The sequence below is a fragment of the Sphingomonas sp. BRN-1R genome (genome assembly GCF_057748035.1).
The window spans coordinates 506,249-523,735 of record NZ_CM173236.1 but is presented as its reverse complement, the minus strand read 5'-3'; the positions used below and the strand labels follow the sequence as shown (position 1 = coordinate 523,735).

Here is a 17,487-nt window from a genome sequence, read left to right as displayed (position 1 = left end):
AGTGCAACATGGACTGTAAGCGTGCTGTAAGCCACTCGGCCTAGCGGCGCGAGTCCAACCCGAACAGGGCAGATGATGCACGCTTCGCCACCACACCAGACTCTCCCCGAAGCCAAGTCGCTCAGCCGCGCGCAGCAACTGCGCTGGCTGGGCATCGTCGCGGGCGGGGCGATCGCGATCTGCCTCGTGTGGATGGCGGTCTCGGCGCTGACGCGCACAACGCCGCCCGTGCCCGCCGTCACGCCCCCGGGCACCTTCCGTCCGACGCGCGAGCAGATGGCGGGCATGACGACGGTGCGCGTCGGCTATCAGAACTCGGACCAGCGCCTGCTGGCGAGCGGCGCGATCAGCGTCGACGGCGATCGCAGCACGCCGGTGCTGCTGCCCTATTCGGGGCAGGTGGTGCGCGTGCTTGCCGACGCCGGGCAATATGTGAAGCAGGGCCAGCCGCTGCTGCTCGTCAAGACCAGCGATTTCGTCGATGCGCGCAGCGGGCTGTTCTCGGCGCGCGCCGCCTTGCAGAACGCGCAGGCGCAGCTCGCCACCGCGACGCGCAATGCCGAGCGCCAGCGCCAGATCTTCCAGACCGCCGGCGGCGCGCAGAAGGACTATCAGCAGGCGCAGACCGACCTGATCGCCGCGCAGGCGACCGCGCGCACCGCCGAGGCGGCGCTGGGCGCGGCGCGCGACAAGCTGTCGATCCTCGGCAAGTCGGCAGGAGAGATCGGCAAGCTCGAAGGCGCCGGCGAAGTCTCCGGCATCCACGACCAGACTACGCTGCACGCGCCGATCGCCGGGCTGATCGCCACGCGCGACGTGGCGGCGGGCCAATATGTCTCGCAGGGCGGGGACAAGCCGGTGATGACGATCACCGATCCCTCGCGCGTGTGGCTGATCGCGCAGGTCGCCGAGGGCGACGCAAGCGCCGTGCATCTCGGCGATGCGGTGACGGTGACGACGCCCGCGCTGCCCGGCCGCAGCTTCCACGCGACGATCGACCTGATCGGCGCCGCGCTCGACCCGCAGACGCACCGCCTGCCGGTGCGCGCGACCATCGCCAACCCCGGCGGCGCGCTCAAGCCCGAGATGTTCGCGAGCTTCTCGATCCAGCGCCCGCAGACCGGCCAGGCGCTGCGCGTGCCCGCCGCGGCGGTGATCCATGAAGGCGATTCGGCGCGGGTGTGGGTGGTGCGCCCCGACGGGCTGCTCCAGGCGCGCAGCGTCGTCGCGGGCGACGCGCAGGACGGGCAGGTCGTCATCTCGAGCGGGCTGATGCCGGGCGAGCGGATCGTCACCTCGGGCGCGCTGTTCGTGAACGAGGCAGGGCTCGGCGCGTGAACCGCATCGTAGAGTTCGCGCTGCGCTCACGCGTGCTGATCGTCGGCATCTTCGTCGCGATGCTCGCGGCGGGGGGCATCGGCTTCTGGAACCTCAATATCGAAGCCTATCCCGATCCGGTGCCGCCGATGGTCGAGATCATCACGCAGACGCGCGGGCTGTCGGCCGAGGAGATGGAGCGCAACGTCACCATCCCGATCGAGGTCGGCATGGCGGGCATCCCGCACCTCACCGCCATCCGTGCGATCTCGCTGTTCGGCCTGTCCGACATCAAGATCCAGTTCAGCTACGATCTCACCAACGACGAGGCCAAGCAGCAGGTCATCAACCGTCTGTCGCAGCTCCCGCCGCTGCAAGGCGGCGCACAGCCGACGCTGTCGCCGACCAGCCCCGTCGGCGAGATCTACCGCTACAAACTGACTGCGCCCGCCGGCTATTCGGTGATGGACCTCAAGACGCTTCAGGACTGGGTGCTCGAACGCCGCTTCAAGCGCATTCCCGGCGTGATCGACGTGACCGGCTGGGGCGGCAAGCTGCGCACCTATGACGTGGTGATCGACAACGACCGGCTCGCCGCGCACGGCGTGACGGTCGCGCAGGTGCTCGCCTCGCTCGCCAAGAGCGACGGCAACGTCGGCGGACAGACGATCAACTTCGGCGCGCAGGCGGCGATCGTGCGCGGCGTCGGGCTGATCCAGTCAGTGGCGGGGATCGAGAACGCGCTGGTCGGCACCGCCGACGGCCAGCCGATTCTGGTCAAGGACGTCGCCCACGTCCAGATTGGCAACGCCCCCCGGCTCGGCATCGCCGGCTACAACACCGAAGACGATATCGTGCAGGGCATCGTGCTGATGCAGCGCGGCGCGCAGTCGATGCCGACGATACGGGCGGTGCAGAAGGAAGTCGCCGACATCAACGACTCGGGCATCCTGCCGCCGGGCGTGCATCTCGACCGGGTGTACGATCGGTCGGACCTGATCCAGCTCACCATCCATACCGTGCTGGAGAACCTCGTCGCGGGCATCGCGCTGATCTTCTTCCTGCAATGGGCGTTCCTCGGCAATCTGCGCAGCGCGATCATCGTCGCGGCGACGATCCCGTTCGCGCTCGCCTTTGCGATCCTGATCCTCGTGCTTCAGGGCGAGAGCGCGAACCTGCTGTCGGTCGGCGCGCTCGATTTCGGGCTGGTGGTCGACGCCAGCGTCATCATGGTGGAGAACATCTTCCGCCACATGGTCGAACGCAGCGCCCATGTCGAAAGCGGGCGCGGCCATTATACGATGGCGAGCCGCTTCTCGGCGGTGCTCGGCGCAAGCCACGAGGTGAGCCGCGGCATCTTCTTTGCAGCGGCGATCATCATCGCGAGCTTCCTGCCGTTGTTCACGCTGACCGGCGTCGAGGGCCATATCTTCGGCCCGATGGCGAAGACCTATGCCTATGCGATCTCGGGCGGGCTGATCGCGACCTTCACCGTCGCGCCGGTGCTGGCGACGATGCTGCTGCCTGATGCGCTGTCCGAGGTCGAGACCAAGGTCGTCGCCGCGCTGCGCCGCGTTTACGAGCCCGCCGCCGCCTTCGCGCTCGGCAACCGCGTGCTGGCGATCGGCGGCGCGCTGCTGCTGCTCGCCGCCGCGATGGTGGGGATGCGCACGCTCGGCATCGAGTTCCTGCCGCACCTCGAAGAAGGCAATATGTACATCCGCGCGAGCCTGCCGCCCTCGATCAGCCTCGAGGCGGGGCAGCCGGTCGTCAACGGTGTGCGCCGGATCATCGCCAGCTACCCGGAAGTCGAGTCGGTGCTGTCCGCGCACGGCCGCCCCGATGACGGCACCGATTCGACCGGCTTCTTCAACGCCGAGTTCTTCGTGCCCCTCAAACCGTTCGGCACCTGGCCCGCCGGCGTCACCAAGGAGACGCTCACCGCCGAACTGTCCAAGCGGTTGCAGGCCAAATACCCCGGCGTCGACTTTTCCTTCTCGCAATATATCGAGGATAACGTCGAGGAAGCGGCCTCGGGCGTGAAGGGCGCCAATTCGATCAAGCTGTTCGGCCCTGATCTGCCGACGCTCGAGAAATATGCCGACCAGATCAAGGATCGCGTGGCCAAGGTGCCCGGCATCGCCGATCTCGGCGTGTTCCAGTCGCTCGGCCAGCCGACCGTGCGGATCGACGTGGATCGCGCACGCGCCTCACGCTACGGCCTGACCCCCGACGACGTGAACGCGACCGTCACCGCCGCGATCGGCGGCCAGTCCAACGCCGACCTATACGAACAGGGCACCGACCGCCACTTCCCGATCGTTGTGCGGCTGCGCCCCGAACAGCGCGACGGCATCGACGCGATCCGCCGCATCACGATCGGCGCGCCCGCGCCGAGCGGGACGGGCACGGTGCAGGTGCCGCTCTCCGAAGTCGCCGACGTGCGGCTGACCTCGGGCGCGTCGTTCATCTACCGCGAGCATCAGGAACGCTATATCCCGATCAAATTCTCGGTGCGGGGGCGCGATCTCGGCAGCGCGGTGGAACAGGCGCGCGCGGACATCACGCGCAACGTCCATCTGCCCTCGGGCTATCACCTCGAATGGGCGGGCGAACTCGACAATCTCAACAACGCGGTCGCGCGGCTCGAAGTGGTGGTGCCGATCAGCCTGTTGCTGATCCTGCTGCTGCTCTACGGCAATTTCGGCTCGATCCGTGACAGCCTGCTGGCGTTCTCGGCGATCCCGATGGCGATCATCGGCGGGGTGCTGGCGCTGGCGATCACCGGCACCGCGTTCAGCATCTCCTCGGCGATCGGCTTCGTCGCGCTGTTCGGCATCGCGGTGATGGACGGCATCCTCGTCGTCACCACCTATAACCATGCCATCGACGAGGGCGACAGCCGCGAAAGCGCGCTGGCGACGACCGTCAAGCACAGCCTGCGCCCGGTGGTGATGACCTGTCTGGTCGCGGCGATCGGGCTGCTGCCCGCCGCTCTGTCGAACGGCATCGGCAGCCAGGTGCAAAAGCCGCTCGCGCTGGTCGTGGTCGGCGGGATGACGCTCGCGCCGATCCTGATCCTGCTCGTGCTGCCGGTGCTGATCGAGGTGTTTTCGCGCCGCGTCCCCCCGCACGATCGCGGCGCGCACGGCCGCGATGTCGGGCATCATCCCCACGGCGACGCCGGCACCGGGGAGACGCTGGCATGAAGCGCTTGGCCGTGACCCTGCTCGCCCTCTCGGCGACCGCCTGCACGCTTGGGCCGCACGCCGCCGTGCCTGACGTCGCCTTGCCGCCCGTGACGCCGCCGCAGGCGTTCGCGCCGGTGCGCGGGAGCGCACAGGTCGCGCGGCTCGCCACCGTGCCGAGCGAATGGTGGCGCGGCTTCGGCAGCGCCGATCTCGACGCGCTGGTTGCCGAGGCGCTCGCGCATGCCACCGACATCGCGGTCGCCGATGCGACGCTGCGTCAGGCCAGCCAACAGGCCGCCGGCACCGCCGGCAGCGCGCTGCCGCAGGTCGACGCGAGCTATCAGGCGCAGCGCGACCGCATCTCGCATTCGCTCTCCCCGGCGGTGGTCGACGGCAACCAGTTCCTGTATTCGCTCCACACCGCGCAGGTAACGGTCAGCTACAATCCCGATCTGTTCGGGGGCACGCGCGCGCGCATCCGCTCGGCGCGCGCCGCCGCCGCCGTGGCAGGGCACAAGCTCGACGCGGCACGCACCACGGTGATCGCCAATCTCGTGCAGGCGGTGATCCAGCGTGCGGCGTTGGCCGACCAGATCGTCGCCGCGCAGACCAGCGTCTCGGTCAATCGCGACATCCTCGCGGCGCAGCTACGCCGCCAGCAACTCGGCGACATCGGCGCGGCGGATATCGCCACCCAACAGGCGGCACTCGCCACCGCCGAAAGCGCATTGCCGGCGCTGGTGCGTGCCGAAGCGCATCAGCGGGTGGTGATCGGCACGCTGATCGGCCGTGCGGCGGGCACGGCGCTCCCCACCCTGCCGTCGCTGTCGGCGCTGACGCTGCCGCGCGACCTGCCGCTGTTGCTGCCCTCCGATCTGGTCGCGCGCCGCCCCGACGTGCGCGCCGCGCGTGCGCAACTGGAGGGTGCCGCCGCCGATGTGGGGGTGGCGATCGCCGCGCGGCTGCCGGCAATCCAGTTGAGCGCCAACGCCGGCGGCACCGCGCAGACCTTCACGGACATGTTCGCGAGCGGCAATCCGTTTTGGGCGCTGCTCGGCGGCGTGACCCAGCCGATCTTCCACGCCGGCACCCTGCTCCACCAGCAGCACGCCGCCGAGGCCGCGCTCGATGGTGCCAAGGCGCAATATCGCGCCACCGTGTTGCAGGCGTTCGGCGACGTGGCCGACGCGCTCACCGGGCTTCATGCCGATGCCGACGCGTTCGACGCTGCGTCGCGCGCGGGTGACGCATCGGCACGCGCGCTGACCTTCATCCGCCGCCAGCTCGAACTCGGCGACGTCGGCACGCTCGCGCTGCTCAACGCGACCGCCACCGATGCGCAGGCGCGCTCGCAACTCATTCAGGCCCGCGCCGCGCGGCTGACCGACACGGTGGCGCTGTTTCAGGCGGCAGGCGGCGGCGTGACCGGGGGCTGATTACCCGGCCGCGCCGCACCCCCGCTACCAGTCGGCGCGATCGTCGCCGTCGTCATCACCATAATTGTTGATGACGACATTCTCCTCGGGCGCGCCCATGAAGCCCTGCCCGCCACCGCCGAATATGCCGCCACGGTGCCCACCGAACAGGTCGGACAGGCCGCTGAACAGCATCTCGCCGCCCGCCACGCCCGCCGCGGTGGTGCCGGCGGTTCGCAGGAAGCTGCCGAGCCCGCCGCCGCCCGACAGGATTCCGGGCCGCTCCTCGGGCGGGGGCGGCGCATAGGATTGCTGCGCGCTGCCACCCCACGGGCCGGACGCGGGCGGCAGGAAGCTGTTCGACGTCGGCTGCGCCTGCTGCTGGGCGACCTGCCGCTCAAGATCGGCGATGCGCGCCTGCGCGGCGTGGAGCGACTGATCCGCCACGATCGCATGCTGCACCAGCACGTAGCTCGCATCGGGATTGGCGGCGAGCGCCTGCCGGATCATGCCGTCCGCCTCGCCGTCCTTGGCGACGCCGCGCGCGGCGACCAGTTCGTTCAGGAAATTGGTGAGAAGTGCGCGTTCCTCAGGGTTCATGTCCATTCCTCGCATTGGAGGCGGCAGAGATCGTTGGGCGCAAGCCCGCCTTCAACCATGTCGCGCAATCGTGACGGCGAATTCATCTCAGGCGCGCCGCAAGGTGATCCGCGTCAGTTCGGAGCGCTTGCCGAGCCGCAGCGCGAAGCCCGGCCAGATGCCGGTGCCGTTGTTGACGTACAGCGTCATGCCGTCGACCGCATACCGCCCCGACACGAACCCGCCGTTGCCGCGCGCGACGAGCCGGTCGAGGCCGACGATCATGCCGCCATGCGTGTGTCCGGACAGTTGCAACGCGACGCCACGCTGCGCCGCCGCGCGTGCGCCGCCCGGTTCATGGTCGAGCAGCACGACCGGCGCACCGTCCGGCTTACCGGCAAGCGCCGCATCGAGATCGGGCAGCGGCTTGCCCGCGCCCCGCGCCGAGCGGTCGGTCACACCCGCGAGCACGAGCTTGGCCCCGTCGCGCGTGATGACCGCATGCGCATTGGCGAGCACCCGCATGCCGAGCCCGGCGAGGTGCGCCATCCACGCGTCATAGCCGGAAAGATATTCGTGGTTGCCGGGGATCAGATACACGCCGTCAGGTGCGCGCAGATCGCGCAGCGGCGCGACGCCCGCGCGCCGGGCGGCGACGCTGCCGTCGATCACGTCGCCCGTCACCACGATCAGATCGACGCCGAGCCGGTTGGTGGCGTCGACCACCGCGCGCGTCCACCGTTCGGGGAACAGGCGGCTGATGTGCAGATCGGTAAGCTGGACCAGCGTATAGCCCTCGAACGCGGCGGGCAGATCGGGAATCGCGACCGTCACGTCCTCAAGCGGCGGCACCCGCGCCGCCTGCGCCACGCCGAGCGCCGCCAGCGCGAACGCGGCGAACGCGGCGGCATAGCGCGGCGCCACCCATACGCCCGTGCCCGCTCCGGCAACCATCGCGACCAGCCCCGCCAGATCGAGCGCGATCTGAAACACCGCGAGCAGCGTGATCGCGCCGAACGCCCAGTTGAACAGCACCACCACTGCCCTTGGAAACTCGGGCGCGAACACCGATCCCGACGACAGCCGGCTCCACAGGTGGAATTGCGCAGCCGCCAGCAGCACGAGCGCCACCACGATCTTGACCGCGCCGTCCCACGGCAGCGGCAGCAGCCAGCGCAGGACGACGTACAGCCAGGGCAGCGCAAACATTATGTGGAACATCGTGCCTCTTCTTGCCGTCGTGCGACGTGGAGCCGCAAGCGCCGCCGACGGTCAGGCAGATGTGGCGGCGGGGGCACGAACGCAACCCGCCGCCGGCACCCGGCGGATCAGAACTTGTAGAGGAAGCCGAAGTTGATCTGCCGCCCGGTGTGGACATCATTGCTCGGGCTGTCGCGGCTCGAATCGACATATTGATCGGTAAACACGTCGGTGAGATTGAGCCCTTCGAGCTTCAGCTTGAGGTGGCTCGTCACCGCATAGGACGCCGCCGCGTCGACGGTGGTGATCGGGTGCGTGCCGCTCACGTCGTTGCCGACGTTGGCACCGGGGATCGCGGTGAGGAAGCCGCTGCGATACGCGACCGATCCGCGCACGCTCACCTTGCCGATGTCGAAATAGAGCGTTGCGTTGGCCGCGTTCTTCGACAGACCGACCAGATCCGCCGTCACCGACGCGCCCGTAGTCGGGTTGAGGATGTAGGTAATCTTAGAGGTGACGTGCGTGTAGTTGGTACCGTTGATGCGCCGCGGGGACAGACGATACGGGCTGGCGACTTGCTACGAACGCACGCGACGACCGTCAGGCCGGCGAGACGAACGGCGCAGGCAAGCGAGCATGCGTTTCAGATCGCCCGAAACGCATAGGGCGCGCGCGGCTTGCGCACGGGATTGAACTCCATCGAGCGCGTGATCGGCGGCAGCGACCGGTCGGTGCAGTCGATCCGCTCGCACAGGTGGCAGGCAGGTCCGATCGGCGTCGGGGCACCCGCGTGGTCGCCGTAAAGCACCCGGGCCGCCTGCCGGGCTTCGCAACCGAGCACGATCATCGTCGGCTCGCGGTCTCCGCTACGCACCAGCGCGCGAGCCCAGCTGAGGTAGGTCGCGCCGTCGGGCATCGCGACGCGATCGACCACGGTTTCGCCGACGCGGCGAAAGGCGCGGTGGATGCGCCAGCGCGGGCAGCCACCGCCGAAGCGGGCGAGCGGCATCGCGTCTCCCGAAAAACGCTTCGCGACATTGCCGGCGACGTCGAGTTTAAGCAGGAACAGCGGCACGCCCCGCGCGCCCGGCCGGTCGAGCGTGGTCAGGCGGTGCGCGGCCTGTTCGTACGACACGCCGAAGCGCGCGGCGAGCAGGTCCATGTCGTACCGGCTCGCCTCCGCGGCGGCGTGGAACCGGGCATAGGGCATCACGATCGCAGCCGCGGCGTAGTTGACGAGCGCCTGCTGCGCGAGCGCGCGCGCTTCCGCATCGGGCGGCGCGGCGGCGGTGATCGCGGCGGAGAGCGGCGCGCTCAACTGTTCGCTCGCCAATCGCGCCGCGATCTCGAACAGCCGGCTTGCTGCGGGCAGCGTCTCGGCGAGCATCAGACGCCGCCGGTGGTAATCGTAATGCCGCACCGCATCGGCCAGCACCTCGCGCCCGACGATCCGCACGCCGATACCATGATCGTCGCGCAAACGCCGCACCATCGCCTCGCGCAGCGTATCGGGATCGTCGCCGAGCCCCACCGCCAGCGCCTCCGCCGCCGTGTCGAGGTCGGCGAAGTGGTTGCGCCGCGTATCCAGCCAGTCGCGCAGCCACGCCAGCGGCGACGCCACCCGCGCGCCGAGCGCGCCCGCCGTCTCCACCCGCTCCGGCACCTGCCGCAAGTCGGTGAGCGCACGGTACAGCCGCGTCAACGCCTCGACCATGTTCGGATAGTTTTCGGCGATCTCAAGGACGTCCTGACGCGGCACGCCGATGTCGCGGACCAAGGCATCGGCGAAAATCTCGTGGAGATTGCTCGACGAGGCTTCGTTCGCCGCTGCGACGAAGCCGCGCATGTCGACGTCGTAGGTGTCGGCGAGGCGCAGCAGCATCTGCGCGGTGAACGGCCGCTGGTTGCGTTCGAGATGGTTGAGGTAGCTCGGCGAGACGCCCAACTCCTCCGCCATCTGCGTCTGGTTGAGCCCGAGTTCGCGGCGCAGCAGCCGCAGGCGGGGGCCAAGATAGAGCTTGCGGTCGGCTTGCGGCGTCATGGCAATCAGGCTGTCATAGTGTGACAAGCAATACAAGTCGCATCATGTCCGAACGTCAATGATCGTCCTTACGCGGAGCGCCGACGCTAGCCATGCAAGCGACAGACGCAATCAACGAGGGACCGCATGACCTACCAGAGCCTTGTCACCGACACGCGCGACATCATCGCCGCGAACGGCCCGAGCTGGAACGGCATTTCGGGCGAAGCGGTCGCACGCATGCGTCTCCAGAACCGCTTTCGAACCGGACTCGATATCGCGCGCTACACCGCGCGGATCATGCGCAGCGACATGGCCGACTATGATGCCGATCCCGCGCGCTACACGCAGTCGCTGGGGTGCTGGCACGGCTTCATCGGGCAGCAGAAGCTCATCTCGATCAAGAAGCACTTCGGCTCTACGCGCGGCAAGTATCTGTATCTGTCGGGCTGGATGGTCGCTGCGCTGCGGTCCGGCTTCGGCCCCCTGCCCGATCAGTCGATGCACGAGAAGACCAGCGTGCCCGCGCTGATCGAGGAGCTGTACACCTTCCTCAAACAGGCGGATGCGCGCGAACTCGGGCTGCTGTTCCACGATCTCGACGCCGCGCGCGATGCCAGCGATGCCGCGCGGGAGGCGGAGATCACGGCGAAGATCGACGGCTTCCAGACGCATGTCGTGCCGATCATCGCCGATATCGACGCGGGGTTCGGCAACGCCGAGGCGACCTACCTGCTCGCCCGCAAGATGATCGAGGCGGGTGCGTGCGCGCTCCAGATCGAGAACCAGGTGTCGGACGAGAAGCAGTGCGGTCATCAGGACGGCAAGGTGACGGTCCCGCACGAGGACTTCCTCGCCAAGATCCGTGCCTGCCGCTACGCGTTCCTCGAACTCGGCGTGGAGGACGGCATCATCGTTGCCCGCACCGACTCGCTCGGCGCCGGCCTGACCAAGCAGATCGCCTTTTCGAAGGAAGCCGGCGATATCGGCGACCAGTATAACAGCTTCCTTGATTGCGAGCCGGTCACTGACCTGTCGAGCCTGCGCGGCGACGTCGTGATCGAGCGTGACGGTGCGCTGATGCGCCCGAAGCGCCTGCCCTCCAACCTGTTCCAGTTCCGCGCCGGCACCGGTGAGGATCGCTGCGTGCTCGACTGCATCACCAGCCTCCAGAACGGTGCCGACCTGTTGTGGATCGAGACCGAGAAGCCGCATATCGAGCAAATCGCAGCCATGGTCGACCGCATCCGCGCGGTCGTTCCCGACGCGAAGCTGGTCTATAACAACTCGCCTTCGTTCAACTGGACGCTCAACTTCCGCCAGCAGGTGTATGACGGCTGGGTCGAGAGGGGCCGCGACGTCTCCGGCTATGAGCGCGGTGCGCTGATGAGCGTGATCTACGACGGCACCGATCTGGCGCAGGAGGCGGACGACCGCATCCGCACCTTTCAGAAGGACGCGAGCGCGCGCGCCGGCATCTTCCACCACCTCATCACGTTGCCGACCTATCACACCGCGGCGCTGTCGACAGACATGCTCGCGCGCGAGTATTTCGGCGATGCGGGCATGCTCGGCTATGTCGCGGGCGTGCAGCGCAAGGAGATTCGCGAAGGCATCGCCTGCGTCAAGCACCAGAACATGTCGGGCTCGGACATCGGCGACGATCACAAGGAGTATTTTGCGGGCGAGGCCGCGCTGAAGGCCGGCGGCGCACACAACACGATGAACCAGTTCGCGGCGTGACCGACACGCCCAGCACAGGAGCCAGACCATGACCACCGACACGCAAAGCTCGCAGCCCACCGCCGTCCGCGCCGTCTTCTCGACCGAGGATTTCAAGCTGCTCAAGGCGGCGGTGATGACGCATCTGCAACGCCCCGAGGTTCAGGACAGCCCGGATTCGGTCAAGTACAGCAACCTCTATCACCGGCTTGGGCGGCTTTGATGCTGGCGCACCTGTGGGATCGGGCGGGACTGTCGGTCGATCCGCGCCTCGCGGCCTTTATCGAGGATCAGGTGCTGCCCGGCACCGGCATCGCGGCGGATGCGTTCTGGGCCGGCGCGGCAGAGGTGTTCGCCCGCTTCACGCCCGAGAACCGCGCGCTGCTGGCAAGGCGCGACGAACTCCAGGCGGCGATCGACGCGCGGTACGATACCGGCGATCCCGCCGACGAGGCGTTCCTGCGCGCGATCGGCTATCTCCAGCCGGAACCGGCGCCGTTCACCATCGCGCCCGGCCCAATCGATGCGGAAGTGATCGCCGCCGGGCCGCAACTCGTCGTGCCGGTGCTGAACGCACGCTTCCTGCTCAACGCCGCCAATGCGCGCTGGGGCAGCCTGTACGACGCGCTTTACGGCACCGACGCGCTGGGCGAACCGCCCGCCCCCGGCCCGTACGACACGCTGCGCGGCGCGAAGGTGGTCGTCTGGGCCAAGGCGTTGCTCGACGCGGCGGTGCCGCTCGCCCAAGGCAGCTGGGCGGAGTGGCGTGGCGGCGACCCGGTGCTGGCCGATCCCGCGCAGTGGATCGGCCGCAGCGGCGAGACCCTGCTGTTCCGCCACCACGGCCTGCACATCGAGGTGGCGATCGACCGCGCCCATCCGATCGGCGCGACCGACCCCGCCGGCATCGCCGATGTGCTGCTCGAATCCGCGCTCACCACGATCTGCGATTTCGAGGATTCGATCGCTGCGGTCGACGCCGAGGACAAGGTCGCCGCCTATGCCAACTGGCTCGGCCTGATGCGCGGCGATCTCGAGGCCAGCTTCGCCAAGGGCGACCGCACGGTCACGCGGCGGCTGGCGGCGGACCGTCGCTACACCACGCCGGCCGGCGACGAGATCGTGCTGCCCGGCCGCAGCCTGCTGTTCGTGCGCAACGTCGGCCATCTGATGACGACGCCGGCGGTGCGCCTGCGCGATGGCAGCGACGCGCCCGAGGGGCTTCTCGACGCGATCGTCACCAGCCTGATCGCGCTGCACGATCTGCGGCGGCCGGGCGGCGCGCGCAACAGCCGGGCGGGATCGATCTACATCGTCAAACCCAAGATGCACGGCCCCGACGAGGCGGCGTTCACAAACCGGCTGTTCGACGCGGTCGAGGATCTGCTCGGCCTCGCGCGCCACACCATCAAGGTCGGCGTAATGGACGAGGAGCGCCGCACCAGCGCGAACCTCGCCGCGTGCATCCACGCGGTCAAGGATCGCGTGGTGTTCATCAACACCGGCTTCCTCGATCGCACCGGCGACGAGATCCACACCGCGATGCGTGCTGGCCCGATGCTGCGCAAGGGCGAGATGAAGACCAGCGAGTGGATCATCGCGTACGAGAACCGTAACGTGCAGATCGGCCTCGCCTGCGGCTTCGCCGGCCGCGCGCAGATCGGCAAGGGTATGTGGGCCGCGCCCGATCGCATGGCCGACATGCTCGCGCAGAAGGTCGCGCATCCGATGAGCGGCGCCAACACCGCCTGGGTGCCGAGCCCGGCCGCGGCGACGCTGCACGCGACCCACTATCACCGCATCGACGTTGCCGCGCGACAGGCGGCGCGCGCGGAAGAACCCGTCGCCGCGCTGTCCGCGCTGCTCACGCCGCCGGTCGCGCTCGGCCGCAACTGGAACCCCGACGAGGTGCGCGAGGAGCTCGACAACAATGCGCAAGGCATTCTCGGCTATGTGGTGCGCTGGGTCGATCAGGGCGTGGGCTGTTCCAAGGTTCCCGACATCCACGACGTGGGGTTGATGGAGGATCGTGCCACCTTGCGCATCTCCGCGCAGCACATGGCCAACTGGCTGCTCCACGGCATCGCCGCGCCCGAAGAGGTCGAACAGGCGCTGGTCCGCATGGCGGGCAAGGTCGACGTTCAGAACGCCGGTGATCCGTCGTATCGCCCGATGCGCGCGGGAGACATCGCTACGCCCGCGTTCGAAGCCGCGCGCGCGCTGGTGCTGGACGGGCGCGGCCAGCCGAACGGCTATACCGAGCCGCTGCTCCACGCCTGGCGCGCGCGGGTGAAGGCAGACGCTTAGGCGCGACCGGATATGCCTCTTCAGGTGGCCGATGCCGCTCCGATGGCTCACGGCTTCCACGGCACAGGCGAACATCGCCGTTCAGCGCCGACGTCAGCCGCGAACCGGGGTTGCGCGCGCGCCCCAACGCCTCGCTATCTACCGTCCGAACATCGGGCCTCAGCCAGCCCGCATGATCGAGCCGGTTGCTAGGAGGCGATCTGAGCGATCCCCGATGCCAGCTCATCCTTGCGGAACGGCTTGGTCAATCGCGGAAGATCGGGGTCGAGCCCCTCGTGCTCGGCGTAGCCGGATACCAGGAGCACAGGCAGCCGGGGTCTGGCTTCCCGCACCTCGCGCGCGAGATCCGTTCCGTTGAGACCGGGCATCAGATGATCGGTCACGAGCAAGTCAAAGTGGGTGCCATCGTTCATGAGACGGAGCGCGTCCTCGCCCGATGCGGCTTCGATGACGGAATAGCCGAGGTCGTGCAGCATATCGGCTGTGCTCATCCTCACGAGTTCCTCGTCGTCGACGAGCAGCACCGTTCCGCACCGGTCCGGAAGCTGTAGCGGCGTCACAGCCTGAGTCGCGGCGTCCGCCGCCGCCAGGCTACGGGGTAGCCATAGCTCGATATTGGTGCCGAGGCCCAACCGACTCTGTATTGTAAGCGCGCCGCCGAGTTGCAGGGAGAGTCCGTGTACCATCGATAGGCCGAGACCGGTTCCCTTGCCGATGCCCTTGGTCGAGAAGAAAGGCTCGACCGCGCGCGCGATCGTCGCATCGTCCATGCCTGCGCCAGTGTCGGCGACCGACAGGTACAGGTATGTGCCGGGTGTCAGCTTGGTCCGATGGCCCGTGTCCACAGTCTCCACCCCGGTCGAGATGCGCAGCGTACCGCCACCGTCCCCCATGGCGTCGCGCGCGTTCACGGCGAGGTTCAGAAGTGCCATCTCAAGCTGGTTCGGATCGGCCTTGGCCGGCGGCAGGCCGTCCGGTGCGTCGACCAGAACCTTGATCTGCGGGCCTGTCGTGCTGGCGATCAGGTCGCCCATCCCGTTCACGAGCGTCGCAAGATCGACCGGCATCGGTTGAAGCGGCTGACGGCGCGCGAAGGCGAGCAGCCGCTGCACCAGCGTCTTCGCCCGCTCCGCCGACTGCATCGCCCCCGCGATCAGGCGCTGCTCCCGCTCGCCGCCCAGTTGCTTGCGTAGCAGCATGTCGAGCGAGCCGACGATCGGCGTCAGCAGATTGTTGAAATCGTGCGCGACGCCACCGGTGAGCTGCCCCATCGCTTCCATCTTCTGCGCCTGCCGAAGCGCTTCCTGCGCAACAGCGAGTTCGGCCTGGTGCTCTCGCTCCGAGGTTACGTCGCGACCATAGGCGTAGATCAAGTCGCTCTCGGGTGCGGCGACCCACGCGATCGTCCTTACGCCGCCGCCCCGGGTGCGATACCGGTTCTCGAACGTCGGCAGCACGTCGCCTCTGGCATGCTCCAGCGCACGCGTGGTTGCAGGCACGTCGTCCGGGTAAACGAAATCGAAGACGTTCCGCCCGATCATCTCGGCCTCAGGCCAGCCGAGGATCGCCGTTGCAGCCGGATTGACGCGCCGGAACGCACCGTCCCGATCAATGACGACGAAGATGTCGGTCGCGTTGCGCCACACCCGGTCGAGATCTGCCGATGTCTCGGCCACGCGCCGCTCAAGCGTCTCGTTAAGTTCCCGGAGCTGGTCCTCCCCGCGGGCGCGTTCGATGGCGGCCCTCACCCGCTCGCCTACCTCGCGGAACACCCCTTCCTCAGAGACGGTCCACGTGCGTGGCGTGGCGCTCTGCAAGGCGAGGAGACTGACCCACTGATCCTCCTCGAACAACACCACATCGAGGTAGGACCGCACCTGCCGGACCTGGAGCCCCGCGCGGGCTTCGTCGCTGAACCTGGGGTCCGTGCGAACATCGTCGACCTTCACGACGGGGCATTCGTGATAGGCCCCCAGCAGTTCCGGGCCGAACGCCTCGAGATCGTGTTCGCCTGCGATCGATTCGACGCCGTGGGCAAAGTCGCGTTCGACTTTCATTAGGCTGCCGAAGAATTCCGCGTAGAACACGCGGTTGAGGCCGAAACGCCGACCGAGCTGCTCGGCTGCCACCGACGCGATTTCCGTCGGGCTCTTCAGAGCACGAAGCGCGTCGGACAAGGAAAGCAGGAACGCCTGCCGGCCCTCGCTTTCGCGAAGCTCCGCCTGCGCCGCCGTTCGCTCGATCGCATCGGCAGCCTGGCGGGCCAGCACGTCGAACAGCTTATGGTCGCGACGGGATGGCGTATGCGGGCGCTTCCAATGAGTCGACAACATGCCGAGCGGCTTGCCGGAGCGTGACAGCAGCGGCGTCGTTTGCACCGCGCGCATACCCGTCCAGCGGTAGGACTGAAGGTCGCCGCTGTCCGCGACAAGACCGCTGTCTTCGACGTCATGTACGACAACGCGTTCGCCGGTGTTCAGCGCGATGCCACAGGTGCTCTGCGAGCTGGCGTCGACCGTCTGCCAATACGCTGCCGATCGCGGATCGTAGCCCCGATGCGCCAGAAGTTGCAGATCGCCTGCGGCATCCAGCATTTGGATGCTGGCGCATTCGGACCCCATCACATCGGTCGCAGCCGTGAGGATCGCATCGTAGATCGCCTGCGGAGTCTCATCGCCGACCAGCCGCGTGCTGACGTCCTGCAAACGGCCGAGAGCCTCGACTTCGATGACGAGCGCGGCCTCGCTCTCGCGCAAGGCCGCCTCGGCACGCGCGCGCTCGACCGCCGCCCAGGTTCGCGCGCCGGCATCCTCGACGAGGCGCACCTCGAGTTCGGACCACGACCGGGGTGCCGCCGAATGCGCGTAAAGGATCGCGACCAACCGGCCGGCACTCAGCAGCGGCGCGACGATGAGCGCGCGCGTGCCGATCCCCTCCCAGGTAACCAGATACTCAGGGTGCGATGTTCGCGGGTCTTCCCGGCAGTCGTCGACGACGAGCGTGCGCCCGGCGCGAAGCTCGCCGATGACCTCGGGACCGAATGCGTCGAGCACCCGCGCCTCGCCCGCGAGCGAGGCCATCGCGCCATCCGTCCAGTCTCGGGCGACCGACACGACCTCGCCCGACCCGTCGATCTCGCCATAGCCCGCGCGCCCGACCTCAAGATGCTGCCCGAGGAGCCCTGCCGCGGCGATCATCAGCGCCAGCGGATCGGAAAGCTTCGCCAGCGTATCGCCCAGCGAGACGGTGAAAGTTTGTCGTCTTTCGGCAAGCACCTTGCCGGTCGTTTCGGCCACCGCGCAGAACATGCCTGCAACGCCGCCGTGTTCATCGTACACGGGTGAGTAGGAGAAGGTGAACCAGGTCTGCTCGTCATAGCCGCGCCGGTTCATGACGAGCGGCAGATCCTCCCGGTAGGTCGCCTCGCCTGCGAGCGCCGCATCGATCAGCGGTGAGATCTCGGGCCAGATTTCCGACCAGATGTCCTGGAAGCGTGCGCCCAGCGCGGCCGGGTGCTTGGCACCCAGGATTTCAGCATAGGCATCGTTGTAGAGGAACCCGAGTTCGACACCCCATGCAACAAACATCGGGAACTTGGAGCCGAGCAGCAATCCCGCCACTGCGCGCAGCGATTGTGGCCAGCTATCCGGCGCACCGAGCGGCGACGCAGACCAGTCCCGCTCCGCCATGATGCGCCCGACATCGCCGCCCATCGTATGTAGGCGGTCGTAGAAAG

At 68.2% G+C, this 17,487-nt stretch carries 11 protein-coding genes; 6 read left to right on the top strand and 5 right to left on the bottom strand.

From position 1 onward, the window contains the following. The first annotated feature begins 75 nt into the window (after positions 1 to 75). The 3 genes from AC3ANX_RS02435 to AC3ANX_RS02425 are packed head-to-tail and all read left to right on the top strand — an operon-like array spanning position 76 to position 5,944. Positions 76 to 1,338 carry an efflux RND transporter periplasmic adaptor subunit gene (locus tag AC3ANX_RS02435; RefSeq protein WP_488336869.1) on the top strand — a complete coding sequence of 421 codons (1,263 nt, stop codon included), beginning with the start codon at positions 76 to 78 and terminating at the stop codon, positions 1,336 to 1,338. Then, a complete protein-coding gene (locus AC3ANX_RS02430) occupies positions 1,335 to 4,526 on the top strand; it encodes an efflux RND transporter permease subunit (RefSeq protein WP_488335443.1) in 3,192 nt (1,063 codons plus the stop codon). The genes AC3ANX_RS02435 and AC3ANX_RS02430 overlap by 4 nt, the downstream gene beginning before the upstream one ends. Next, complete coding sequence (locus AC3ANX_RS02425) at positions 4,523 to 5,944, top strand: efflux transporter outer membrane subunit (RefSeq protein ID WP_488335442.1); 1,422 nt, start codon at positions 4,523 to 4,525, stop codon at positions 5,942 to 5,944. The genes AC3ANX_RS02430 and AC3ANX_RS02425 overlap by 4 nt, the downstream gene beginning before the upstream one ends. A 24-nt stretch (positions 5,945 to 5,968) precedes the next feature. Here AC3ANX_RS02425 and AC3ANX_RS02420 read toward each other — a convergent pair whose 3' ends face one another. From AC3ANX_RS02420 to AC3ANX_RS02405, 4 genes are all read right to left on the bottom strand, one after another. Beyond that, positions 5,969 to 6,523: a DUF2076 domain-containing protein gene (locus AC3ANX_RS02420; RefSeq protein WP_488335441.1), complete on the bottom strand. Its 555-nt coding sequence runs from the start codon at positions 6,521 to 6,523 to the stop codon at positions 5,969 to 5,971. Positions 6,524 to 6,610: 87 nt separating this feature from the next. Beyond that, complete coding sequence (locus AC3ANX_RS02415; protein ID WP_488335440.1) at positions 6,611 to 7,723, bottom strand: metallophosphoesterase; 1,113 nt, start codon at positions 7,721 to 7,723, stop codon at positions 6,611 to 6,613. A 107-nt stretch (positions 7,724 to 7,830) separates the two neighbouring features. Then, entirely contained in the window at positions 7,831 to 8,172 is a 342-nt protein-coding gene (locus AC3ANX_RS02410) for a hypothetical protein (RefSeq protein WP_488335439.1), read from the bottom strand. Between the two features lie 173 nt (positions 8,173 to 8,345). Then, a complete protein-coding gene (locus tag AC3ANX_RS02405) occupies positions 8,346 to 9,743 on the bottom strand; it encodes a helix-turn-helix domain-containing protein (protein WP_488335438.1) in 1,398 nt (465 codons plus the stop codon). Between the two features lie 126 nt (positions 9,744 to 9,869). Between AC3ANX_RS02405 and AC3ANX_RS02400 the strand changes: the two genes are divergently transcribed. The 3 genes from AC3ANX_RS02400 to AC3ANX_RS02390 are packed head-to-tail and all read left to right on the top strand — an operon-like array spanning position 9,870 to position 13,751. Beyond that, positions 9,870 to 11,465: an isocitrate lyase gene (locus AC3ANX_RS02400; protein ID WP_488335437.1), complete on the top strand. Its 1,596-nt coding sequence runs from the start codon at positions 9,870 to 9,872 to the stop codon at positions 11,463 to 11,465. A gap of 28 nt (positions 11,466 to 11,493) precedes the next feature. Beyond that, a complete protein-coding gene (locus tag AC3ANX_RS02395; protein WP_488335436.1) occupies positions 11,494 to 11,667 on the top strand; it encodes a hypothetical protein in 174 nt (57 codons plus the stop codon). After that, on the top strand, positions 11,667 to 13,751 hold the full coding sequence (locus AC3ANX_RS02390) for a malate synthase G (RefSeq protein ID WP_488335435.1): 2,085 nt from the start codon (positions 11,667 to 11,669) through the stop codon (positions 13,749 to 13,751). The genes AC3ANX_RS02395 and AC3ANX_RS02390 overlap by 1 nt, the downstream gene beginning before the upstream one ends. A 188-nt stretch (positions 13,752 to 13,939) precedes the next feature. On the opposite strand, the gene AC3ANX_RS02385 is transcribed toward AC3ANX_RS02390, so the two are convergent. Next, on the bottom strand, positions 13,940 to 17,464 hold the full coding sequence (locus AC3ANX_RS02385) for a GAF domain-containing protein (RefSeq protein ID WP_488335434.1): 3,525 nt from the start codon (positions 17,462 to 17,464) through the stop codon (positions 13,940 to 13,942). Between the last annotated feature and the right edge of the window lie 23 nt (positions 17,465 to 17,487).